Origin of the sequence: Paraburkholderia caffeinilytica (genome assembly GCF_003368325.1) — a bacterium.
In the GTDB taxonomy this organism is placed as follows: Bacteria; Pseudomonadota; Gammaproteobacteria; order Burkholderiales; family Burkholderiaceae; genus Paraburkholderia; species Paraburkholderia caffeinilytica.
In genome coordinates this window covers 3427888-3450271 of sequence record NZ_CP031466.1, presented here as the reverse complement: position 1 = coordinate 3450271, position 22384 = coordinate 3427888, and the positions used below count along the sequence as shown (strand labels likewise).

Below are 22384 nucleotides of genomic sequence, written 5' to 3'. Positions count from 1 at the left end.
CTGCCAGTGGTACCGACCTCGAATTCACATGCCGGCACACGGTAAAAAGCGCATCAGTACGCTAACTACACATATTAGGAGACGTAGCGACCACCTGGTATGACATATTCGTTGTAGTCGGCTACCGCGCTTCGGGGCGCCCGGTCAGATGCGCGGCCTGCTGGATGGCATAAACAGCGGAACCCGTTACCACACCCGTTATCAACACGCCGAGCAGTCCGAGCAGAACCGCGATGATGAGGCCAGGCGTAGTGGTCGGCACCACGTCGCCGTAGCCGATAGTGAGCGCCGTGACCGCGCAAAAATAGAAAGTGTGGCCCAGCGATGAGGGCGTGCGCGTGGCTGCATCGACCGCTCCTCCAACGTAATACATGGCAACCGACAAAATGAGGAAAAGTATCAGCAGCATCGCCAGAATGGCGCGCAGATACCAGAGAACCCTGCCAAACTCAGCAACTGCCCGGCGCGGCTGGATACGGGTGCGAGCAGCACCTTTGGCGGCATTGTCCATGTCATGAACCTCAGAAATACGCGCCGCTTCGCGCGACACGGCATCCGCTGCTCGCGCTCGAAAAAGCGCGTGACGACGCTCGGCTTAGACCGGCGGGGCAACTCAGACCGACAACCGGCACCGAGGTGCTTTCTCCTACTTTAAGCGCTCTATTGGCAGATTGGTGTGACATATTTTATGTAGCCGCTATGGTAGCGCCGGTGATATTGCGCCGTGTGACACGGATTGCCGATGATCTGGGTCATGTGACCGCACTGGGACGGACGACAATCGTCTCAGCGCGGTCGATTTCCGAGCGACCCGGCTGTACAGCCCGACTACCCCGATGGCCCGTCTTGATTATCTAGTGTGACGTGACGACCGGTTGCTGCAGCGCGTCGGCCCCTACTGTTGCGGCATTTTTCTCTGCCGGGGTTTGCCGTTGCGGTGCGTCTGCGGTGGCTATCGGTTCTCCTGCTCGTTGGGCCACCACTGCTGCAAGCAGGTTCGCTGCGTGGCGTGCCGTGATGCGGCTTTGCGGAACGCCCTTCGCATCGAGTGCAATCACTTTGTACAACTCGCGGTCGCATTCGAGTTCCTGCTGATATTGCTCCGCCGTGTCCACCAGCAATTCGAGAAGCGTCTGACGACGCCGTCTTTCCTCAAGCGTGATGGAAGGATTCCTACATATCGAGGACGCAAGTGTAATCAAGGTATCCAGTTGAGCCAGGTGCCGGCCGCATAGATCGAATGCGGACAGGGCAAGCTTTTCGTACTGGAGTGCGTCGACAGGCGGACGTGAAACGGGTTGATTTTTGTTGGACTTGCTCATGGTGCGACCTCCCTGTTACTTCCTGGATCGCCCGACACTCGCTTGCAAGGGGTGAGCGGGCACGTGACGGGGTTAGCAGACCGGCGTTACGTCAATCCGGCGAGCCTTGCGGCTCCCCCACCACGACCCGCCCATAGGAATATAGACGTGCAGCAGCAGACGCACTCCCGCCTAAGCGGGGTGTGCGGACGTAACGATCAGGCTGCTAAACCTGGCCGCCGGGTGTCTCCCGACGACTTGGTAATTATAAGGCAGGCCGCCGAGATTGCCTTCAATCTTGTAGGCTAAATGTTTGATTTGGCCGAACGGATAAGGAGAGATAGGACGAGGGTGGCTTGTGTTCGGCCTGACGGGTAGTTGATCGGACCTTTCCTAGCGTTCGATAGTCACACTGTCGACAGTCGTATCACTCACACCGAAGTCTTTGGAATCCTCGTGCGTGGTGATGAAAAAACCAAGTGCTTCGATGTAGTATCCCTTGGCTACGTCGCCGTTGAGCCTCTTGCAGTCGAGTGGCCACGCGTATCCGCCGAGTCCTGCATTCACGAGCTTCGCCTCGACATGCGACCCGATATGACAATTCAGTCCATATTTTTGGAGCTTGTCCCGGCCAGGTACGTTGTGGCCTTCGGTCACGAACGATACTTCTCCGCCTTCTTTCCACGCGTCCGCGTTGACCGTCAGTGTTTGCGCGACATACACGGTCCTGCTTTCTGAACTCCGCATATTCATCTTGGACTTAAGTTGGACCAGTCCAAGCATGTCACGATCGACGAAGAAGTCGGAACTGTAGATTTCCCGAATTCGCTCCACATTGCCCGTTGTCGGCCGAATGTCGATCGCGATACGGGTCGTGGGTAGCTTGTTGCTCTTCGACGTTTCCACAATCCGCGCCGTCGTGAATGGCGGCCTTTCTGGAAGTATCGAATAGAAACTTTGGGCCGGCGCGATCACCGCCGGGGAAGCCGGTATGCTGTCGATGTCGACATCCGCGGAGACCGGCTGTTTGGCCCTGAGGGTCTCGCCGCCGATACCGCTGTAGGTTTCGGGGTCAACGGGTTTTCCGCAAGCAACCGCCTTTATCGCGACTTCATAGTCGTCAGTCGAATCGATAGGCGTCTCGGCGTCGTCGCGAGCGATCATGTTGTCGGTGACTGCGCCTTCGGGCGTAAAGTCATAGCCGACCAAAATTCGAAAACGACTAGTCCTGCAATTCACCGTGACGAATTCTCGCTTGGAGTCATACGGTGCGTCATAGGGTGGATCGAACTGGATTTGAGGATAGTCGTACCGCGTCCAGAGCGATGTGTATTCGCCGGATTGATTGATGCTGTGCGCATCGATCTGAATCAGTTTGTCGCCGCTGGAATGACCGACGTTGACTAGTCGCTCCGGTTGCACCGGTAGGCGGCATGCCCATTGAAGAATGGCTTCGCCATACGCCGAGGCGGGCGCCGAGACGAAGGGCATGGCCGCATAGTGCCCGACACTTTTGCCGTACGACCGTTGAGCCGTGCGCCCCCCGACAAGGACGTCTCCCCATGCCATGCGAAGCGCGTGTTGCGAACAATCGAGCTCAATGGGCGCTTCAAACTTCAACGGCCCTTGGGCCGAATTGGCCGTGCCGCGCTCAATCAGGTACACATGGGTTCCAATTCTGTGCACGGAATCGACGAGATAGTCGAGGTCGCCTTTCGCCGTAATCGGCTGCCAGACTTCCGCCGCTACTGGGAGGCTTACAAGTGCCATGCATACGGCAAACATGCCAGGGACTCGGTGGCTACTCATCGGTCGAAAAAAGATTGGCATACACGCTTAACGGCGTTCGAAAAGCCAATCTTTAGCGTCAAAAAAGCACGCCTAAAGTCGTTAGCAGATTTGTCGTTAACGACGTGGACCTGTTCTCGAGAATTTCAATGAAGCTTTCCCTGTTCGCGGCAACCGTATGTGGTCTGATTGGCCTATCTAATTTGCATGCCGCCGAAGCTCCGCCTTCGCAGCAAGGCCTGGCAAGTGCACCGCAAAGTCAGGCAATGCCCTCGACGCTACCACGAGCCGTTATTGAACAAGCCGTCAGGGGTATGGGACTAGACCCTGCAAGCGAGAAAGGGCAAGTAGCCGGCCGCTGGTTCGAGCGTAGCTTTGTCGACGCCGATTTAAGAGCGCTGCTTTATCAGAACGGCGGCGTCGACCTGAAAGCGTCTGGCGACAAGCCCGTTTTTTCTGCGGGCGCGAGGCTTAAGCCGGAACAACGGCTCATGTTAGTCAAATTGTTTGCAGACTATGCTTCGACTCTGACAAAGCCTCAGTGTCAGGCACTCTTTGCATCACGGAAAGGCGACAACAAACTGCTTGAACTGCTGTCGGCCAGGCAGCTCGACGAAATGATGAAGGTTGTCGACGTCCTCCTGCACACTGCCGCGCATGCGCAGGGAGATGCAGAGTCGTATCCAGTCGACCAGGCATTACGAGCGGAATCAGAGGTCGAAGGGCGCGTTGAAGCTGCGCTGAGGCGCCGGCACGTCGACACCGCATTTCCATCAGCGGAAGATCCCCCGGGCAAGTCGGACACAGATGTCTGCATACAGATGACCACAATGCTTCGGACTCTGCTGCAAACACCGGAGCCTACCAGGCGCATCGTCACCTGGGACATGCTGTCTGCGCCTTGGTCTGGAACTGCGTTCGAACACGTGCTGCGAACGCCGGATCAATACCTGAGTTCACACTTTGCTCTCGACACCCTCCCAGCCGGTCTCCAGCAGCGGCTACCCGCGCCAGGTTCTCGACCGCTCGGATACGCAAAGATTGTCATTGCGGGCGACGAGGAGAATTCAACCGCGCACGAGAAGAGCACGCCATACGAAGAGACATACTGGAACCTGCGTGACACCGGCTTGGTCAATCGGTTCGGCCTTGATCATCCTGAGCGACCGAAGTACGGATATCTTTCGACGGAATACGGCTACCAGTCCATCAGAGCCCAACCCATTAGTGGAAGCGTCCGCTATCCAACCCCAAGGCTTCTGGCACCTGACGCGTACCCCATATTGGACAATGGTGGTCCGATCCCTGGACCGAATTCGGTCTACCTGTCACCCCCGCTCCAGCGTGATTCGGGTACCGGGCCAGGTTCGCGCTGTGAATCTTTCGATAAGTACCCTGCATCTCAAGTATTCAAGGATTTCACTGGCGAGGCCGTGGATGTCAGCTGCAAATCGATGAGCGACAAGGGGGTAACTTATCAGAATCGTGAAGCGTATCTTTACGATTACGGCATCTCCGTAACACTCTTCGAGATCAACGAAGATGGATTGTCGATATCACGAATTCGGGAAGTCAACATAACGCGATGAGGCTCGGTACTGGAATGGACAGCCGCCCGGCTTCGGTATTTTCCAGGGCGGCTCCTTAGGCGGTGGAGACGGCAGCGTGCACGACAACCTGGACATGCAGAAATGGTTCGGCGAGCAGGTGCTTGCATCGTGCCTCGGGCACGCCCGATCCTGTGGGCCGTGCATCACGGATCTTCCGAGGCGCCTGCCGAATTAACGAACAGATCACACCGCACTACTTCGGCATTTGTCTGTAGATTACCCCGCGCAGCAGCGGCATAAAACAGATACTTGCTGCGAACGGCAAATCAGCGAAAAGAGGCCAGAAAAAAGGCCTATTCGTGATGCGAACGCGCGCATATGACCGATAGAATTTCCTCCCATGAACACGTGACGCACAGTCGCGTATTCGATATCTGTCGGATCGCTTTCTCACATCGGATTTCCGGTTAATTCAGCATGACACGGCTTGCACGGCACTACGTCCCAGAACAACCGCAGCACGTTATCCTGCAGGAGCTCACGGGGCCCGCATTCCTGGACGAAGGAGACTACCTGTACTTCCTCGCCTGCCTGGCAGACGCAGCGCGCGTCGCCGATCTGGCAGTCCACGCATGGGTACTCATGCCTGACGCGATACAGTTCCTCGTCACGCCTTCATACGAGTCGAGCGTGGCCGTGGCGATGCAGGCGGTCGGCCGTCGCTATGTCGACACCTTCAATCGCCGCCATGGACGCCGCGGAACGGTGTGGCGTGGCGGGTACCGGGCAACAGTGATTGAGCCCGATCGGTATTTCCTGCTCGCGAGCCAGGTCATCGACCATGCGCCGGTGCGCAACCGCCTTGTAGCCGAGCCGGGAAACTACCCGTGGTCTAGCTACACACACCACGTCGGGTTGCGTGTCGATAACTTCATCAAGGACCATCCACTCTACCGGGCGCTCGGCAATACACCGTGCGAGCGCCACCAGGCTTACCGCGATTTGGGCGTACAGGCTCTTGACGAACGCGAGGTCAATGACCTGATGCAGTCGACGCTCAAGGGCTGGGTGCTCGGCAGCGCCGCATATTGCGAGTGGGCGGCGCAGACAGCCCACCGGCGGTTGATGCCCCTGTTGCTGCGCGACCGGCCGCCCCAAGGTTCGCACGACACACACCCTCCTACACGTGGGCTAACCAAAAGATAAACAAGCAAGGATGCCATCGCGGCGACGCGCTTCGGTGAGAGCGACGTTGCCTAGGCAGAACGCGCCCCGCTCTTCGTGTATAAAGGAGGAAGCCTGTCCTAACGGAGTCCGTCGTGCCCGAAACCCCGCCGCCAACCACGAACTCAAGCGCTGAAGGTCCGTACCCGTCCTTGCGGCAAATCATCAAGCCGTGGGCCATCGGCGGCGCAATCGTGCTGTTGCTCGGCATCTTGCTGCTGATCTTCAACCCGTTCCACAAGAGCCCGGATGAACGGGCGCTGAGCGAACTGGGATTCATCAAAGGCACCTGCAACGACAGCGGCGCGTCGACAGCCACGCCCGACTCGGAATGCCTGGCGTTGCGGGCGAAACCGACAATGACGGCATCTCAGGTCGCGGCCGCTTTGCCCCATCTAAAGAATGCCGACCGCAAGATCGAACTGAATCTGGGCGGCACCCAGATCGATAACCTCGATTCGCTGAAGGAACTGGACGATCTGGAATCGCTTGACCTGACGAACACGCCCGTCTGGAACATCGACTTCCTGAAGGACATGCACTCGCTGAAAAGGCTCGTGCTCCATCGCACCGAAGTCGAAAACATCGCCGCGCTAAAAGGGCTGACCGGTCTGCAATCGCTGAACCTCTGGGATACCCACGTCTCGAATCTCGACGCGCTCAAGAACCTGCGCGATCTGCGAGAACTCGACCTGCGGGATACACAGGTTCGCGATCTCGATCCGCTCGAAGATTTGCCTCATCTGGAAACGCTCAAACTCGGGGGCGCGAGGAACGTCCGGAACATCGACGCGCTCAGCCAGCTCGCCTCCTTGCAGACGCTCGACCTCAACGAAACCCAGCTCGACAGCATCAGTGAGTTGAAAAAGCTCAGCGGTCTGCAAGCGCTCTATCTGGCGAACACGCCGCTGCGAGACATCGACGCACTAAAGGGAATGTCCTCGCTCAGGACGCTCGTGCTGGACGGCTCAAAGGTCGACGATATCGACGCGGCGCAGGGCATGCCGCAGCTGGACACGCTGGTGCTCGCTCGCACGCAAGTGACGAACATCGATGCATTGAAGGGACTCACCCGTCTTCAAAGGCTCAATCTCGCCGACACCCGGGTCCAGAACATCGAGGCGCTGACAGACCTGAAAAGCCTGCGAATGCTCAATCTCTTTCGCACCAGGGTTCGAAACGTCGATCCACTGCGAGGTTTGACCGGTTTGCAGGAACTCTACCTCGCGAACACCCCTGTCGAAGACGTCGACGCGCTGAAAGGGCTCACAGGCCTGCGAGAGCTTGTTCTGTATGGTACCCAGGCCAGGAACGTCGACGATCTCAAAGCGGCGCTTCCAAAGACGCGAATCGTGTGGTGATCATTCGACATTTTTCAACAAACGCGGCAGGCGGCAACGCAGCCAGCCGCAAATGCTCAACACCCTCCGCGAGCACAAACGTCGACTGCCGTCCGTCGCGCCTACGAATACTGATCGTCCGATCGCGTTCATCGCGCGACCCGACCGCGACAAAAATCGGCACCTGCTTTTCCCTTGCGTCGACGATCTTCTTCTCCAATCGCTCCGGTCGGCCGTCGAGCAGCGCTCTTACGCCGGCGTCGTCGAGCGCCTGCATCACTTCCTGTGCATAAGCCGCATTCGCATCGCTGATCGTCGCGACCACAACCTGTTCGGGCGCGAGCCACACCGGCAGCCATCCTTCGTGATGTTCGAGCAACATCGCGATAAAGCGCTCCATGCTGCCAAGCACCGCATGATGAATCATCACCGGCCGCTCGCGTTCGTTGCGCTCGTTGACGAACTCCGCGTCGAGCCGCTCGGGCAGTACGAAATCGAGCTGGATCGTGCCGCATTGCCAGTTGCGTTCACGGCTGTCACTCAAATGAAACTCCAGTTTCGGGCCGTAAAACGCGCCCTCTCCTTCGAGTACGTCGAATTCAAGGCCTGCTGCACGCGCTGCATTGGCCAGCGCCTCTTCCGCGCGATCCCACGTTTGATCGTTGCCCGCGCGCATCGCGGGCCGCGTGGCGAGCGCTACCTTGAAGTCAGGGAAACCGAGGTCCGCATAGACAGCGCGCAGCAGCGAACAGAAGCGACCCACTTCGGCTTCGATGTGCGCCTCCGTGCAGAACACATGCGCGTCGTCCTGCACGAACGCACGCGTACGCTTGAGCCCTTCAAGCGACCCCGAAGGTTCGTCACGATGACACGCGCCGAACTCGCTATACCGAACCGGTAGCTCGCGATATGACCGCACACGCTGGTTGAACACCTGCACGTGACACGGACAACTCATCGGCTTCAAACACAGCGCGCGTCCTTCTTCCGCGTCGGCCAGCGAATACATCGCCGCGCCGAACTTTTCCCAATGGCCGCTTTTTTCCCACAACGAGCGTGCCAGCAGTTGGGGCGTACGGATCTCGCGAAAGCCCGCGCGCCGCATGCGGGCACGGATATAGTCTTCCAGCACGCGGTACAGTTCCCAGCCGCGTGGGTGCCAGAAAACCATGCCGGCGCCTTCTTCCTGCTGATGAAAGAGGTCGAGTTTGTTGCCCAGTACACGATGGTCGATGTCGTTCACGATGACACTCCGTTTGATTTGATCTTGCAGATACTGAGGATCGATGCCGCAAACGGGGGTCCAGAAACGCCAAAGGCCCCGTCCGTTTCCGGCGGGGCCTTTGGTGGTCTGCCACAGCTTCCTGCTTCTAGCGTGCGCAACCTCCAGACGACCCGCCTGTGAAGGTGGTCGTCGTGGTGGTGACGGCAGCGAAGGGAATCGAGTGGAAGTCCATGGATCGACAGTAAACGATTTTGCGACGATGCGTCAATTGCAATCTCGATAGCCGATACGATGGAGGCTTGAGGCGAAGCCGACGCTTCTTCGCTAAACTTCGATTCACCGTCCAACCGATCGAGCCTCTCACCTTGACCATCCACATCCGCCCCGCGCACGCAGCAGACGCCGCCTTGATTCTCCGCTTCATCACCGAACTCGCGGTGTATGAAAAAGCGGAGCACGAAGTGGTCGCGACTGTTGAAGACATCGAAACGAGCCTGTTCTCCGTCACCTCCACGGCCAAGTCTTTGATCTGCGAAATGAATGGAGAACCGATCGGCTTTTGCGTTTACTTCTTTTCCTATTCGACGTGGCTCGGCAAACAGGGGCTCTATCTGGAAGACCTGTACATCTCGCCGAAGTCGCGCGGCAGCGGCGCGGGCAAACAGATGCTTCGCCACCTCGCGCAGATTGCATGCGAAACAGGCTGTGGGCGCTTCGAATGGAGCGTGCTCGACTGGAACGAACCGGCGATCGGCTTCTATGAATCGATCGGTGCGAGCGCACAAAGCGAATGGGTTCGCTACCGGCTGGCGGGCGAGGCACTCACGGCGTTTGCCGACGGCACTACGTGAGATACGCTTGCCAGGGAGCAGAACGATAGCCGCTAACCGATCAATTCCCCGCGCCGCTCGCTACCGGCTCGACTTCAAACGCGTCACCTGTGGCGAAGAAGGTTCCGCCCGCCACGTAGTGGCACGTCCGCAGATCGGGGTCGTCACCGAAGTGCCAGCGGTTGTTCGAGTAGACGCGGCTGTCCGCATAGGCGGCGACCACTTCGCCAATGATCAGATCGTGCCGCTGGCTATCGTCCGGAATCACCTTGCATTCCATCCACGTGATGCAGCCCGCCAGCATCGGCACATCGATTTCTTGTGCAGGGAAGGTCTCGAGGTCGAAGGCCGAGAACTTGTCGAGCTCAGCGCCCGCGTTCGTGCCCACTGCCAGCGTCTGCGCGGCGAATCCGCGGCTCGGCAGTTGCAGCCCGAACACGCCGCTCGCTTCGATCAGTTGCCGCGTGAGAGTACGGCTGTCCACCACCACCACGACCTTCGGCGGCGTGAAATCGAGCGGCATCGCCCACGACGCGGCCATCACGTTCGAGCGGCCGCCATGCGCGCTGGTAATGATCGTGACGGGCCCATGATTCAGCAACTGCGTGGCCCGCGACAATGCGACGGGTTCCCGGGTGACTTTCATACGTGCTCTTCCGCGTCAAATGGATCACGCAGATTGTAGCGGGGACGCGCGAAGCGGGTGCAATGTGTCGCACGACACAGAAAGTAAAAACTGTGCCAGGTAGGGGAAGAGCTGCTGGCACAGTTGGTGAATCAACCAAGGCGGTCGACACTTTTTTGCGAGCGCTCGGCCGCTCGCGACTGTCGCTGATCGACCCGTTACGGACCGTCACCACCCACGTACGAGTGGCCGGTTAACATCTCAAGGCGGCCCTCGCATTGCGAGCAGTAGATCCCGCTAACATATGCTTTTATCTCAGGAGGTCTCTGCTCGTGACTACGATAGCCGATCGCCCCAACACCGCACTTGTCGTTATCGATCTTCAAAATGAAGTCGTCGCGAATGCATATCGACGTCATGAAGTGCTCGACGCAGTCAACATGCTCATCGAGCGGGCACGCACCGCGCACGTGCCGGTTATCTGGATTCAGCACACCGACGAAGACCTCGAGGCGGGCAGCGAAGCGTGGCAGATCGTTGCCGAACTTGCTCCGGCGCCAAGGGAAGCGATTGTCGAAAAAAGCTATCGAGACGCGTTTGAAGGCACCGATCTCGAGGAGGTGCTATCCAGTCTCGGAGTAGGCAAACTCATTGTGACCGGAGCACAGACGGACATGTGCGTACGCTCGACTCTGCATGGCGCACTCGCGCGCGGTTATGACGCGATCCTCGTCAGCGATGCCCATACGACGGATGACATGACGGAAAGGGGCGCGCCGCCACCGGATGCCGTGATCAGGCACACCAATCTGTACTGGAGCAATCAAAGGGCGCCGGGCCGCTGGGGCGGAGTCATCGAGAGTAAAGACGTCGACTTCACGCTCTGTGGTTCCTGAATTCGGCGAGCAACCCGGTCAAGCCGAATGCAACTGTCCGCTGGGCGGCCGACGTCCAGCGCAATTCGGACATTATGTTTGCGGCTCTGGGTGACCGCTCATGGCCGAACCCGGTCCGATGGCGAGTTTTCCTCAACCGGCAAGCTGATCATTGGCGGAACTCATCCACGGCCATGTAAGGCAAGCGTTAGCGATGCACGGCAGCGCAATCAAAGCACTCAACGCCGCGGCCGAAGAGGCTTGGAAGGTTCCCAGGAGTTGGGCAATCCCAACCACAAAAACCAGGGAGTACACCGCGTTTGCACCAAATGCTAAAAATCTCAGCCAGCGACGTGATCTTGCGCGAAAGGCGCAAATGGCTAGGGCAAACGGCGCGATCGCCAACGAATGATAGAAAGCCACTTCATGATATCGCAACGCGGAATTAGCCATTCCGATCACCATGGCGCCTACTATCAACCAATTTGCGCAAAGAACCACGAATCGCATACTGACGTGCTCCCTTCTCCGATTAACGACGTTAGCCCTCCGAGTAGTTCACTCCGCAGGTGTCGGGCACTCACCGTCCCCGGCGTTACAGTGCGACAACCCCTCTAATTCCCGGATCCTGGTTTGCGTCATTTCTCGGGAGCAGATCGAAAGCCATTGGCCATACGACGTCCCGCCTTCACTTCCACTTGCAGCAAACCGACAAGCTGATTCGCGGTAGGCAAGCCACGCGGTCTCGGTCTTTTTGAGCAGATCACGTTGATGGTCAGTTAGCTTCGTAGAAAGGTGTTCGTAGACGTTATGCAGAGCGACGTCTTGTTGCTGGGATTGCTTGAACGCGCATTCGTTCATGCTTCTCTGATCCAAAGCTTCGTCGCACTGTGAGGCGAACGTGGACGGCGCAATGACCACCAGCAGGAGCGCAAATAGTAAGCTTTTCATGAGCCACCGGTCAGGTAAGGACAAGCCACTTTTGCAATATCGGCTCAAATCCGAGCGCCCTTTAACACAACCGGGGCGCTTGCCTTTTGATTGTCGACAATCCAGACGGGTACGTCGGGCGACCGCTTGTGGCCGGTCACTACCCGAAGGCAACCGGCAGCACGCGAGCCGTGGGCCCCGTTGCGCTTTCGACATAAAGGCAATTCAGTCGTCTCCTGCTCCTGCCGCCTGATTAGCGAAGTATCCATCACGCTCACCTGTGTCCCAAAAGATCTCGACACGCTCGACCTCAAGGGACGGTGCTTCTCGAACTTCTTCCGCATGGATTACCTGGGCCAATGACCCGCAGGAATCGCGGCGCTTATCCGATTCCGCGTTCGCAAGTCCTTCTGATTTGCTTTGAAGCATCCGGCACGACGGACAGCCGATTCCAGGCGAGAATGTAAAACCACCCCAACCCGTCGGAGAAACCGTGCGCATCGTCTGCTTGCACACCGCTGACAGCAACATCGCCTTGTTCGATGCAGCCGCCCGCGCCGCCGGATTCGAAGCACTCGAGTTAGCCCACGTGGTCCGCGCCGACTTGCTCGCGGCCGCTGAGCAGGCCGGCGGCTTGACCGAGGCAATCGCGTCACAAACCCGCGCGGTGCTCCTCTCGCTGAAGGACAACGCGCACGCTGTTTTGCTCAACTGCTCGACGCTCGGCCCGTCAGTCAATGACGTCCTCGCCGCGCAAGCCGCACCGGTGCCCATTTTGCGGGCCGATGCCGCGTTGGCTCGGCGCGCGGTGGAGAATGGCGGCAAGGTTGTCGTGCTATGCACCGTCTCCACCACACTCGACCCGACCACGCGCGTGTTCGCTCAAGCCGCCACGCGCACCGCCGCGGAAGTCGAGGTTCAGTTGGTGAGTGGCGCATGGGACCGTTTCAGAGCAGACGACACAGCAGGCTACCTGTCCATGATCGCCGCCGCTGCGGACGCGGCCTACGAAAACGGCGCGGACGTCGTAGCGTTCGCGCAAACATCAATGGCCGGTGCGGCCTTGTTGGTCAAGGGCGGAGCGAAACCGCTGACCACACCGGCCATCGCCCTCGCCGCCGCAATCCACGCAGCCGCACTCGCCGCCTGAAGCGCGATGTTCGCGGAGTACCTCGTCAAGTGAGACTGGCTGCCGGACGGCAAGCCGATTCGCACAGATAGCATCAGGCGGCAGCCGCAAGCCGCCGCCCAATCCTTGCGTTAGCCGTCAATGCGGCGCTTTGCCGTTGGGCATTGCATCAAGCGGTTTGTGCTGCTCTTCGCCGAGTCCTGGGAAGAACGCGTTCCATGCGGCGCGCACGCCTTGAGCCGCGGTAGCCTCGGCGCCGATCGATTCGGCCTCGCCGTCGGCCGCTTTCGACGGATCGGCGGAAAGGCCGCGCCAGTGCGTGAACACCAGCAACGGTTTCTCGGTCCATACGCCGTCGCCATATTTCGCAAACGCCGTGTCGCCGCTCGTCAACTGCACCTCGTACCAGCCGTCACGAACGGGCGTGTGGGCGGCAAGCTCATACCAAGCGGTCGGTTCGATTTCCTTCATGTCGTCTCCGGTCGGATAGATCGTCAAAGATAACCACAAGCAAGGCATTCTTCATGCCCGAGCCCGGTTGCGGCTCGGCAGGTGCTCGCCACGTGTCGCGCGATGTTGCAGGCGCTGCGCTGGGCATGAGCTGCGGGCGATTCGTCGACATCGTGCAATCCGAATTCGCCGCGCATAAACGACACGATAGCGCGACATGGGTCACGCGGACAAACGCAAAAACTTACACGGCTCGCCGGGATGTCGAGCTGTTTGCCGAGCTGCTTGCCGACCTACTTCCCGCCCCGCTTGTCGACTCGCTCGCCGACCCGCTCGCCGCCTCGCCCACAAGCTTGGCCAAGACGCGGACAGCCAGCCTCAGTTGGTCGGCTGGCGTGCTGCCGTAGCCGATCACCAGCCCGTTCGTTTCCTCGCGCTGCTGCAATGCAAAACCCGACAGCGCACGTGGATTGAGCCGCTCGGCAAGCGCGCGTTGGGCGAGGGTTCGATCGGCAATGTGCGACGGCAAGCGAAGCGTCAGATGCATGCCGCAATTGCCGCCCAGAATCTGCGACGGCGCGAAATGCGCGGTGAGCGCATCGCGCAGCGCCTGCTGGCGCTCCCGGTACAAACGCCGCATGCGGCCCAGATGCCGCCCGAATTCGCCGCTGTCGATGAAATGCGCAAGCGCCAGTTGCTCCAGACGATGCCCGCCGCGCAGCATCTCCTGCACCGCGACAGCCGTGTGCGCGGCGATTGTGCGCGGCAGCACCACAAAGCCGATGCGCAGCGCCGGAAACATCGTTTTGCTGAACGAGCCGACGTACAAAACCGGCGCGTCCTCGACCAGCCCCTGCATGCTGGCGATCGGCTCGCCGGTATGGCGGAATTCTCCGTCGTAGTCGTCTTCGATCAGCCACGCGCCGCAGCGGCGCGCCTGCGCGATCAGTTCCAGCCGGCGCGCCACCGACAACACCGCCCCGGTCGGATATTGATGCGCGGGCGACGTGTAGATCAGCTTCGGAGGATGCGTGCGCCACGCGTCGGGCGGCACCGCGATGCCTTCGGGATCGACCGGCATCGGCCGCATGCTCAGATCGCCGAGGGTGAAAGCCGCTTTGGCGCCGCGATAGCCCGGATCTTCCACCCACGCGATGTCGCGCGGATTCGTGAACAGCCGCACGCACAGGTTCAGCGCTTCCTGCGCGCCTTCGGTGATGACCACCTGCGAACCCTCGCAGCGCACGCCCCGCGCCATCCGCAAATGCGCAGCAATCGCGTCGCGCAGCGCCGGCTCGCCCACCGGGTCGCCGTAGCCAAGTGCGAGCGGCAACGCGCGTTCCATCGACCGTTCGAAAGAGCGCCGCCAGGCGGCCAGTGGAAAGCGGTCCAGTGCGGGCGTGCCCGGTGTCAGCGGCAAGGTGTTGTCGGCGTGAGTGCGGGTCGCCGCGAATTGCTCGACCCGCGCCGCGTAGGCGACCTCCGGCGCGGCCGGCGGGGTCCGCGTTTCACCGCGTGCCGACGGACTGGAAAGCGGACTCACGCGCGTGCCCTTTTTGTCGGCCACGACATAACCGACCGCGGCCAGATGCTCGTACGCGATCACCACCGTGTTGCGCGACACGCCCATCTCCGCCGCCAGCAAACGCGACGACGGCAACAGCGTCCCCGCCGGCAAACGCCCCGTGAGGATCGCCTGCTGCAACCGCTCAATGAGCTGTTTTTGCAGCGGCGCGGACTTTTCGCCGCTACCGTCGAGGGTCGCGGCGGCGGGATTGGCAAGCGGGCCAATGATCTCGATCATCTTGGCTGGACCTATCAAATGACGTTCTGTTGGATCTTTTTAACATACCACGTTTGCCGTATCGTTCTCCATAAGCAAGCATCGCCCACTCTCGACAGGAGAGCAGACATGGAACCAAGACGTAATGCGTTCGAACAGCCGATCGGCGCCCTCGTGCCGGATTGGAAAGGCGCCCAGGCGCCCGGCCGCGAGCCGCTGGCGGGGCAGTATTGCCGGATCGAACCGGTGGACGTCGAACGCCATGCAGCGGACTTGTACGAGGCCTACAGTTCGGCGCCCGATGCCCGCGACTGGACCTATCTGACGGTCGGTCCGTTCGAGAGCCTGGCCGCGTATCGCGAGCATCTGACGCGGATGGCCGCATCGCCCGACCCGCTGCACTACGCGGTGATCGATCTGGCCACCGGCAAGGCGGTCGGCACGCTCGCGCTGATGCGCATCGACCGCGCGAACGGCGTGATCGAAGTCGGGCACGTCACCTATTCGACGCGCCTGAAGCGCACGCGCATTGCCACCGAAGCGATGTTCCTGCTGATGAACCATGTATTCGACGACCTCGGCTATCGCCGCTTCGAATGGAAGTGCGATTCGCTGAATGGACCGTCGCGCACGGCGGCGTTGCGCTATGGCTTCACGTTCGAAGGGATCTTCCGGCAGGCGCTCGTGTATCGCGAACGCAATCGCGATACCGCGTGGTTTTCGATCATCGACAGCGAATGGCCTGCGCTGCGTCCGAGCTATACGCGCTGGCTCGATGCCGGCAATTTCGATGCACAGGGCAAGCAGGTTGAACGGCTGGTGGACCTGATCGCGCAGCAGCGGGCGGCGGCGGGCGAAGCCGGTCAATAAGGGTGGTCGGCTCGCGGGCCGGTTGCAAGCCGGCTGGCGGACCGGCATGCGCCGGCTCGATGATTCCGGGGCTTCAGGGACCAGAGAGCCTGAATGCATGCCGGCATGCCCCGGCTCGTCAATCCCAAGGCTTCAGAGACTAAAGAGACTTCTTGTGTCTTGCCGTGCGACGACTCAGGCCACGCCTGCCATTCGCCGCAGCATGATGGTTGGGTTGCCTTTGTACGTCGTGCGGAGTTGCTCACGATAACCACACTTGCGCGCGACGTTCAGCGACGGCTGGTTTTCCGGCGCGATGATGCAAGCCGTCTCGCCGTCAGGCCAATGCGCATCGGCCCAACCGAGCGCGGCGCGCACGGCTTCGGTCGCGTAGCCGCGGTTGTGGACGGCTGGGTCCAGTGCCCAACCGATTTCCGGCGTGTCCATCAAGGAAGGCTCGATCTCGCGATGGTAGTCGGCAAAGCCGACTTCGCCCAGGAACCGGCCGCCGTCCTTTTCCCGCACCACCCAATAGCCGTAGCCCAGCAACGCCCAATGTCCGGCGTAGCGCAGCAGGCGCGCCCAGACTTCCTCGCGCGTGAACGGCTTGCCGCCGATGTAGCGGATCACTTCGGGATCGGACCACATTGCATAGCTTTCGAGGAAATCGTCGCGCGTGTGCGGACGCATGATCAGACGGTCGGTGGTGAGAAGCGTGGGGTGGCTGGACATGGGCGGGAGGGTGATTGGCGTAGACGCAGCGAGTTGAGAAGCGTTGAAGCGTGCCCCGGATGATCGCAGATTTCTTACGCGCCAGGTTCGCTGCCAAAATCCCGACAGCGTCCCGACAGCGCGCGCCATACTGCAAGCGCTGGCGTGCGAAGGGGCTTCACCTACACTCGATGGATACGCATGCGCAGCTACGTCGGCGCGATAAGCACCACGCCTCGCGCTATGCTTCGCACACGAACCATCAGGGTCCGCATTCTCCATACGCGACCGCGAACACCGAACCGAACCGCCGTGCCCAAAGCCCGCCCACCCGAACTTCACGACGACGCCGACGCCCGTTCGCTCGCGCGGCACTATCCGCGTGGGCTGCGCATCGACCCGCATTCGCATACGTGGGCGCAGGTGCTGTACGCGGTGTCGGGCGTGATGTGGGTGGAAGTCGGCCGCGAAGCGTTGGTGGTGCCGCCGCAGCGCGCGGTCTGGTTGCCGGCCGGCACAGTCCACTCGATCCACATGATGAGCGACGTGGAGATGCGCAATATCTATCTCCACGAGCGCAACGTCGGCCATCTAAGCCGACGCAGCGACGTGTTTGAAATCAACGGGCTGCTGCGCGAACTCATCACATCGATTGCGGAACACGAGCGCACCCATGCGCGCGACGAAACCTATCTGGAAGCCGCCTATCGTCTCGCGATGCTGGAGTTGGAGCACGCGCCGCGCTCGTCGCTGCGCATTGCGCTGCCCGACGCTTCGGACCGGCGGCTCGATGCGTTGTGCCGCGCGGTGATCGACAACCCATCGATTGCGATCAGCTTCGAGCAGCATGCGGCCTCGGTCGGCGCGAGCGTGCGCACGCTCGCGCGCCTCTTTACGCGCGAGCTGGGGGTGGGGTTTGCCGAATGGCGGCGTCAGGTGCAACTCGCGGTGGCCGTATCAGGCCTCGCCGAGGGACGCTCCGTCAGCAGCATCGCGCGCTCGCTGGGCTTCCAACCGAGCAGCTTCAGCGACATGTTCCGGCGCGAACTCGGCGCGCCGCCCACCGGCTTCGATCCGAGCGGCACGCTCAGCGAAGCGGCTTCTGATGCTTTACTGGAGCAGGAGCAAGACAACCTGTCCGGCGGCGGCTGAGTCATTCGCGCCGAGGGCGCTGAGATTGGCCCTTGCAACCGAGCCGCTTGCTATCAGTTGAACGATTTGATCGCTCCTGAGCCATTGAGCCACGGAGCCACTCACCCACTGAGCCACCAACCCACGGGCAAACGGCCCCCCACACCGCCCGCACACCAGCCCACAGCACCTCTTGTCCGAAATTCGAAAGTCTTTGTCTCAACGCCTCTGTACCGGCCATCTAGACTACGCTCATCGGCTGCACGACGCAGCGCAAGACCCGACAGGAGTGACACGCAATGAAAGCGATTCAGTTCAAGACATTTGGCGACCCCGAGGTGCTCGAATACGTCGATCTGCCGACGCCCCAAGCCGACGCGGACAGCGCCGTCGTCCAGGTCAAGGCGGCCTCGGTGAATCCGAGCGACGTCAAGAATGTGTCCGGCCATTTCGAACACACCGTCCTGCCGCGCACGCCAGGCCGCGATTTCAGCGGCGTCGTGGTGGACGGCCCACAGGCATGGCTCGGCGCAGAAGTGTGGGGCACCGGCGGGGACATCGGCTTCACGCGCGACGGCACGCACGCCGAGTTCATCAGGATTCCGCTCGCCGCGCTGTCGCGCAAGCCCGCCACGCTCAGCCATACGGAAGCCGCCGCGATCGGCGTGAACTTTGTGGTCGCCTGGCTCGGCACGGTCGAATATGCACACCTGCAGGCGCGCGAGACGATCGCCGTCATCGGCGCGGGCGGCGGTGTCGGCGGCGCGGTGGTACAGATCGCGAAAGCGCGCGGCGCGCGCGCGATTGCCCTCGACCGTCATCCGCTTTCTGCCGATACGCCCGCCGGCCGGTTGATCGACGACTACGTTCCGTTCGACGAAAACGTCACCGCGGGCGTCCGGGCGCTGACCGGCGGCGCCGGCGCGGACGTGGTGTACGACACGGTCGGTGGCGTCGCGTTCGAGACCGCACTGAGTCTCGTCAAGCGCCGCGGCCGGGTGCTGGAAATCAGCGCTACGGGCAAACGCCGCGTGGAATTCGACCTGATCGGCTTCTATCACAACGAAACGCAACTGCTCGGCGTGGACAGCGCCAAGCTGGGCGTCGCCGAATCGGCGCCGTTGATGACGGCGCTGGTGGACGGCTTCGAAAGCGGCAAGCTGCAAGGGCCGGCCATCGCGCAGGTCTTTCCGCTCGAACGAGCCCGCGAAGCCTACGAGGCAGTGGCCGCCGGCACGCGCGGCCGCGTCGTCATCACGATGTAATAGCCAGAGCGACCGGCGGGCGTGGCTGCCCGCGTTTCAGATGGATATGAAGAACATGAAAGCGTATTTGATCTCACTCGCTGCCGGCGTCGTGGTCGGTCTGCTGTACAGCGTCATGCAGGTAAAATCGCCTGCCCCGCCGACGGTCGCCCTGGTCGGATTGCTCGGCATGCTGGCCGGCGAGCATGCAATCCTGCTCGTGCGGACATGGCTGGCCGTCGGCATTCACTGACGCCTCCTTTCACCGATACCTTTTCCCTCTCCGAGCGCGTCACGCTAAGATTGAGCCCGCCGGGCCGGCGCGCAGCACTTGCGCCGCCGCGCACGCATGTGCCACCGCCATGCGCGCCGCCCGGAGACCACAAAAAAAGCCTGGCTCGGAGAATCAGATGTCTGAAGAATATGAAGTGCATGGTCCGCACGACCATGCGGTTGAACACGCGGGCCATCACGACGCGGACCCGTTCGCGAGCCGCATGGCCGTGATGACGGCGATCCTCGCGACGATCGGCGCACTGTGCGCCTATCAGAGCGGCAACAGCGAAAATCTGGCGCTGTACTACAAGAACGAAGCCGCCATTAAAAAGACTGAAGCGTCGAATCAATGGAACTACTACCAGGCCAAGGGCGAGAAACAGAATCTCGCTGAACTCGGCGCTGCGCTGTCGCCCGGCAATACGGATGCGCACGCGAAGTTCGTCGCCGACGTCGACAAATACAAGCAGCAGAAAGAGCCGATCCGCGCGAAGGCTGAAGCGATCGAAAAGGAAGTCGTGGACAACGACGCCAAGAGCGAAGCGCTGCTGCACGGCCATCATCGCTGGGCGCAGGCCACGACCTTGATTCAGGTGGCGATCGCCCTGTGTGCGATCACGTTGCTGACCCGCAAGAAATGGCTGCGCAATCTGTCGTTTGGGACTGCGGCTGCGGGCGTAATCACCGCCGCTGTGGCGTTCTTTTCGGCGTGATTGCGTGCGCGGTGCAGCAAGGCGTAGCGAGTGGTTACGCCTTGTTGCATGAATGAATTAAGGAGCAGGGTGTGGCCTTGGGCGTACGCCAGCTAATCCGATAAATTGCGTACGGTTCAATGCGTGCTGCCGCGCGCAGCACGCTCGAGCAACAGTTCGCGCTCACGCGCATTGCGCGTCATGGTGGCTGCGCGTTCGAACTCGGCGCGTGCCTCCTCTACCCGGCCGAGTTTCTCCAGCAGGTCGCCGCGCACGCTCGGCAGCCAGTGATAGTTCGCGAGCGCCGGGTCGGCGGCGAGCGCATCGACGATTTCCAGACCGGCAGCCGGTCCGAACGCCATGCCGACCGCCACCGCCCGGTTCAATTCCACCACCGGCGAAGGCGCCACCTGCGCCAGTGCGTCGTACAGCGCGACGATCTGCGGCCAATCGGTCTCTTCGGCACGGCGAGCGCGCGCATGACAGGCGGCGAGCGCCGCCTGCAACGCATACGGCCCGCTCGCGCCGCCCAACGCGTGCGCGGTGCCGAGCGCAGCCAGTCCGCGGCGAATCAGCAGCGGGTCCCAGCGGCTGCGGTCCTGGTCGAGCAGCAGCACCGGCCGGCCCTCGGCATCGGTGCGCGCATGCGTACGCGACGCCTGGATTTCCATCAACGCGACGAGGCCGTGCACCTCGCTTTCGTCCGGCACGAGCCCGCTCAGCACGCGCCCGAGCCGCAGCGCTTCCTCGCACAACGCCGGACGCATCCAGTCGTCGCCGGCGGTGGCCGAATAGCCCTCGTTGAAAATCAGATAGATCACCTGCAGCACCGATGCGAGCCGCGGCGCACGCGCATCCGCCTGCGGCACCTCGAACGGCACTTTGGCCGCGGATAGCGTGCGCTTGGCCCGCACGATGCGCTGCGCGATGGTCGGCTCGGGCACGAGAAACGCGCGGGCGATTTCGTCCGTAGTGAGGCCGCCGAGCAGCCGCAGCGTCAGCGCAACGCGTGCATCGGTCGACAACACCGGATGGCACGCCGTGAACACCAGCCGCAGCAGGTCGTCGCCGATATCGTCGGCGCGTGCGGCATCGAGCGTATCGACGAAATCCGGCACGAGATGTGCCTCCAATGCATCGAGATCGTGGCCCAATTCTTCGCGCTTGCGGGCATGCAGCGCGTCCTGGCGCAAGCGGTCGAGGGCGCGGTTCTTCGCAGTCGCCATCAGCCACGCTCCCGGGTTGTCGGGTACGCCCGCGTCAGGCCAATGTTCGAGCGCCGACACCAGCGCGTCCTGCGCCAGTTCTTCGGCGAGCCCCACGTCGCGCACGATCCGCGCAACGTGGGCGATGACCTTGGCGGATTCGATCCGCCAGACTGCCTCGATGGCACGATGGGTGGCCGGCTTTGTCACGGGATCAGTCCACTGCCTTGGCGTTCGGATCCATGTAGATCAGCTCCCAGATGTGTCCGTCGATATCTTCGAAGCCGTGCCCGTACATGAAACCGTAGTCCTGCGGCGCGCGCGGCACCGTGCCGCCGGCGGCGAGCGCCTTCGCGACCAGCGCATCCACCTCGCCCCGGCTCTCGCACGACAAGCCCAACAACGCCTCGGTGCTTTCCTTCGGATTGCAAAGCGACTTGCGCGTGAAGGACTTGAACAGGTCCTTGACCAGCAGCATCGCGTAGAGGTTCTCGCCGAGGATCAGACACGCGGCCTGCTCGTTGGTGAATTGCGCCTCGAAGCTGAAACCGATCGCGCTGAAAAATGCCTTCGATCGTTCGAGGTCGCCGACGGCGAGATTGACGTAGATCTGCTTATGCATGATGGAATCCATTGATCGGGTTGTGGGCTCGCCGAGACGGCGCAGTGCGCCACGTACACAGCGATCCCGCGTATTCAACTCGCCTCGGCCAGCGTTTTCAGATTGCCCAGGCCGTCTTCGAAATCCTTGCCGACCATCCGGTCCATGCTGACGAACACCGCGATCAGCTTAGACAGATACGGAGAAGGCCCATGCATCGCCCAGGTGACCTGCGTCGCACCGGCCTCCGGCTTCAACGTGAAATCGGCGATGTTGTGCGCCTCGAACGGCTTGATGAAATCGAGGTTCATCGTCACGTTCGACGGCGCCGCCGTCTCGACGATCTCCATTTGCCCCACGCCGACCTTTTCGCTTTGCCACGCATAACGGGCGCCCTTGCCGCTTGGCGTGCCGCTATAAGTGCCTTGCGCCGCGGGATCTTTGCGCAGGAACGGATTCCAGCGATTGAATTGATGCAGGTCGTCGATCAATCCGTAGATCCGCTCAGGGGGCGCCTCGATGCGCACGCTGCGCTCGATGCGAAAGTTGTCGGGCCGCGTCGCCGCATAAATGAGCAGCAGACCCACCGCCGCGACGACGGCGATCAGAATGACTTTAAGCATGA

23 protein-coding genes and 1 pseudogene are annotated in these 22384 nt (G+C 61.3%); 11 read left to right on the top strand and 13 right to left on the bottom strand.

The window, feature by feature from the left end:
- Positions 1–121: 121 nt before the first annotated feature.
- The 3 genes from DSC91_RS15160 to DSC91_RS15150 form a co-directional block, all read right to left on the bottom strand.
- On the bottom strand, positions 122–511 hold the full coding sequence (locus tag DSC91_RS15160; RefSeq protein ID WP_115779477.1) for a potassium channel family protein: 390 nt from the start codon (positions 509–511) through the stop codon (positions 122–124).
- A 343-nt stretch (positions 512–854) separates the two neighbouring features.
- A complete protein-coding gene (locus DSC91_RS15155) occupies positions 855–1322 on the bottom strand; it encodes a hypothetical protein (protein ID WP_115779476.1) in 468 nt (155 codons plus the stop codon).
- Positions 1323–1694: 372 nt separating this feature from the next.
- Positions 1695–3086, bottom strand: a complete 1392-nt coding sequence (locus tag DSC91_RS15150) for a surface-adhesin E family protein (RefSeq protein WP_115779475.1) — start codon at positions 3084–3086, stop codon at positions 1695–1697.
- Between the two features lie 152 nt (positions 3087–3238).
- Between DSC91_RS15150 and DSC91_RS15145 the strand changes: the two genes are divergently transcribed.
- The 3 genes and pseudogenes from DSC91_RS15145 (at position 3239) to DSC91_RS15135 (ending at position 7224) form a co-directional block, all read left to right on the top strand.
- Positions 3239–4678: a hypothetical protein gene (locus tag DSC91_RS15145; protein ID WP_162831401.1), complete on the top strand. Its 1440-nt coding sequence runs from the start codon at positions 3239–3241 to the stop codon at positions 4676–4678.
- Between the two features lie 438 nt (positions 4679–5116).
- A pseudogene (locus tag DSC91_RS15140) lies at positions 5117–5834 on the top strand (transposase).
- A 124-nt stretch (positions 5835–5958) separates the two neighbouring features.
- Positions 5959–7224 (top strand): leucine-rich repeat domain-containing protein, encoded by a 1266-nt coding sequence (locus DSC91_RS15135; RefSeq protein WP_115779472.1) that lies wholly within the window; start codon positions 5959–5961, stop codon positions 7222–7224.
- Here DSC91_RS15135 and thrS read toward each other — a convergent pair.
- Positions 7187–8446: a threonine--tRNA ligase gene (thrS, locus tag DSC91_RS15130; RefSeq protein ID WP_229758347.1), complete on the bottom strand. Its 1260-nt coding sequence runs from the start codon at positions 8444–8446 to the stop codon at positions 7187–7189. The two genes, DSC91_RS15135 and thrS, sit on opposite strands and share 38 nt — an antisense overlap.
- 347 nt (positions 8447–8793) lie before the next feature.
- Here thrS and DSC91_RS15125 point away from each other — a divergent pair, with 347 nt between their 5' ends.
- On the top strand, positions 8794–9279 hold the full coding sequence (locus DSC91_RS15125) for a GNAT family N-acetyltransferase (RefSeq protein ID WP_115779471.1): 486 nt from the start codon (positions 8794–8796) through the stop codon (positions 9277–9279).
- A gap of 40 nt (positions 9280–9319) precedes the next feature.
- Here DSC91_RS15125 and DSC91_RS15120 read toward each other — a convergent pair whose 3' ends face one another.
- The gene (locus DSC91_RS15120) at positions 9320–9904 is read right to left on the bottom strand and encodes a flavin reductase family protein (protein WP_115779470.1); all 585 of its coding nucleotides are present in this window, start codon (positions 9902–9904) and stop codon (positions 9320–9322) included.
- 311 nt (positions 9905–10215) lie between these two features.
- Here DSC91_RS15120 and DSC91_RS15115 point away from each other — a divergent pair, with 311 nt between their 5' ends.
- The gene (locus DSC91_RS15115) at positions 10216–10779 is read left to right on the top strand and encodes a cysteine hydrolase family protein (protein WP_115776491.1); all 564 of its coding nucleotides are present in this window, start codon (positions 10216–10218) and stop codon (positions 10777–10779) included.
- A 132-nt stretch (positions 10780–10911) separates the two neighbouring features.
- On the opposite strand, the gene DSC91_RS37495 is transcribed toward DSC91_RS15115, so the two are convergent.
- Both DSC91_RS37495 and DSC91_RS15110 read right to left on the bottom strand, forming a co-directional pair.
- Positions 10912–11211 (bottom strand): hypothetical protein, encoded by a 300-nt coding sequence (locus DSC91_RS37495; protein ID WP_162831400.1) that lies wholly within the window; start codon positions 11209–11211, stop codon positions 10912–10914.
- Positions 11212–11316: 105 nt separating this feature from the next.
- Positions 11317–11709 (bottom strand): lysozyme inhibitor LprI family protein, encoded by a 393-nt coding sequence (locus DSC91_RS15110; protein ID WP_162831399.1) that lies wholly within the window; start codon positions 11707–11709, stop codon positions 11317–11319.
- 472 nt (positions 11710–12181) lie between these two features.
- Between DSC91_RS15110 and DSC91_RS15105 the strand changes: the two genes are divergently transcribed.
- Positions 12182–12838 (top strand): aspartate/glutamate racemase family protein, encoded by a 657-nt coding sequence (locus DSC91_RS15105; RefSeq protein ID WP_115779468.1) that lies wholly within the window; start codon positions 12182–12184, stop codon positions 12836–12838.
- Positions 12839–12955: 117 nt separating this feature from the next.
- Here the strand turns inward: DSC91_RS15105 and DSC91_RS15100 are convergent, their stop codons facing one another.
- A complete protein-coding gene (locus tag DSC91_RS15100; RefSeq protein ID WP_115779858.1) occupies positions 12956–13288 on the bottom strand; it encodes a hypothetical protein in 333 nt (110 codons plus the stop codon).
- Positions 13289–13511: 223 nt separating this feature from the next.
- Positions 13512–15071 carry a MocR-like pyridoxine biosynthesis transcription factor PdxR gene (gene pdxR, locus DSC91_RS15095; RefSeq protein WP_115779467.1) on the bottom strand — a complete coding sequence of 520 codons (1560 nt, stop codon included), beginning with the start codon at positions 15069–15071 and terminating at the stop codon, positions 13512–13514.
- Between the two features lie 108 nt (positions 15072–15179).
- Between pdxR and DSC91_RS15090 the strand changes: the two genes are divergently transcribed.
- Positions 15180–15920, top strand: coding sequence for a GNAT family N-acetyltransferase (locus DSC91_RS15090; protein ID WP_115779466.1), 741 nt, complete (start codon positions 15180–15182; stop codon positions 15918–15920).
- A gap of 174 nt (positions 15921–16094) precedes the next feature.
- On the opposite strand, the gene DSC91_RS15085 is transcribed toward DSC91_RS15090, so the two are convergent.
- Positions 16095–16631 (bottom strand): GNAT family N-acetyltransferase, encoded by a 537-nt coding sequence (locus DSC91_RS15085; protein ID WP_115779465.1) that lies wholly within the window; start codon positions 16629–16631, stop codon positions 16095–16097.
- Positions 16632–16922: 291 nt separating this feature from the next.
- Between DSC91_RS15085 and DSC91_RS15080 the strand changes: the two genes are divergently transcribed.
- The 4 genes from DSC91_RS15080 to DSC91_RS15065 all read left to right on the top strand — a co-directional run bounded on the left by DSC91_RS15080 (position 16923) and on the right by DSC91_RS15065 (position 19974).
- Positions 16923–17762: an AraC family transcriptional regulator gene (locus DSC91_RS15080; RefSeq protein ID WP_115779464.1), complete on the top strand. Its 840-nt coding sequence runs from the start codon at positions 16923–16925 to the stop codon at positions 17760–17762.
- A 278-nt stretch (positions 17763–18040) separates the two neighbouring features.
- Entirely contained in the window at positions 18041–19006 is a 966-nt protein-coding gene (locus DSC91_RS15075) for a quinone oxidoreductase family protein (RefSeq protein ID WP_115779463.1), read from the top strand.
- A 55-nt stretch (positions 19007–19061) separates the two neighbouring features.
- Entirely contained in the window at positions 19062–19238 is a 177-nt protein-coding gene (locus tag DSC91_RS15070; RefSeq protein ID WP_115779857.1) for a DUF1427 family protein, read from the top strand.
- 157 nt (positions 19239–19395) lie between these two features.
- Complete coding sequence (locus tag DSC91_RS15065) at positions 19396–19974, top strand: DUF4337 domain-containing protein (protein ID WP_115779462.1); 579 nt, start codon at positions 19396–19398, stop codon at positions 19972–19974.
- 116 nt (positions 19975–20090) lie between these two features.
- Here the strand turns inward: DSC91_RS15065 and DSC91_RS15060 are convergent, their stop codons facing one another.
- From DSC91_RS15060 to DSC91_RS15050, 3 genes are all read right to left on the bottom strand, one after another.
- A complete protein-coding gene (locus DSC91_RS15060; protein WP_115779461.1) occupies positions 20091–21368 on the bottom strand; it encodes an RNA polymerase sigma factor in 1278 nt (425 codons plus the stop codon).
- A gap of 4 nt (positions 21369–21372) precedes the next feature.
- Positions 21373–21780 carry a VOC family protein gene (locus DSC91_RS15055; RefSeq protein WP_115779460.1) on the bottom strand — a complete coding sequence of 136 codons (408 nt, stop codon included), beginning with the start codon at positions 21778–21780 and terminating at the stop codon, positions 21373–21375.
- 74 nt (positions 21781–21854) lie between these two features.
- Entirely contained in the window at positions 21855–22382 is a 528-nt protein-coding gene (locus tag DSC91_RS15050; protein ID WP_115779459.1) for an SRPBCC family protein, read from the bottom strand.
- Positions 22383–22384: the final 2 nt, after the last annotated feature.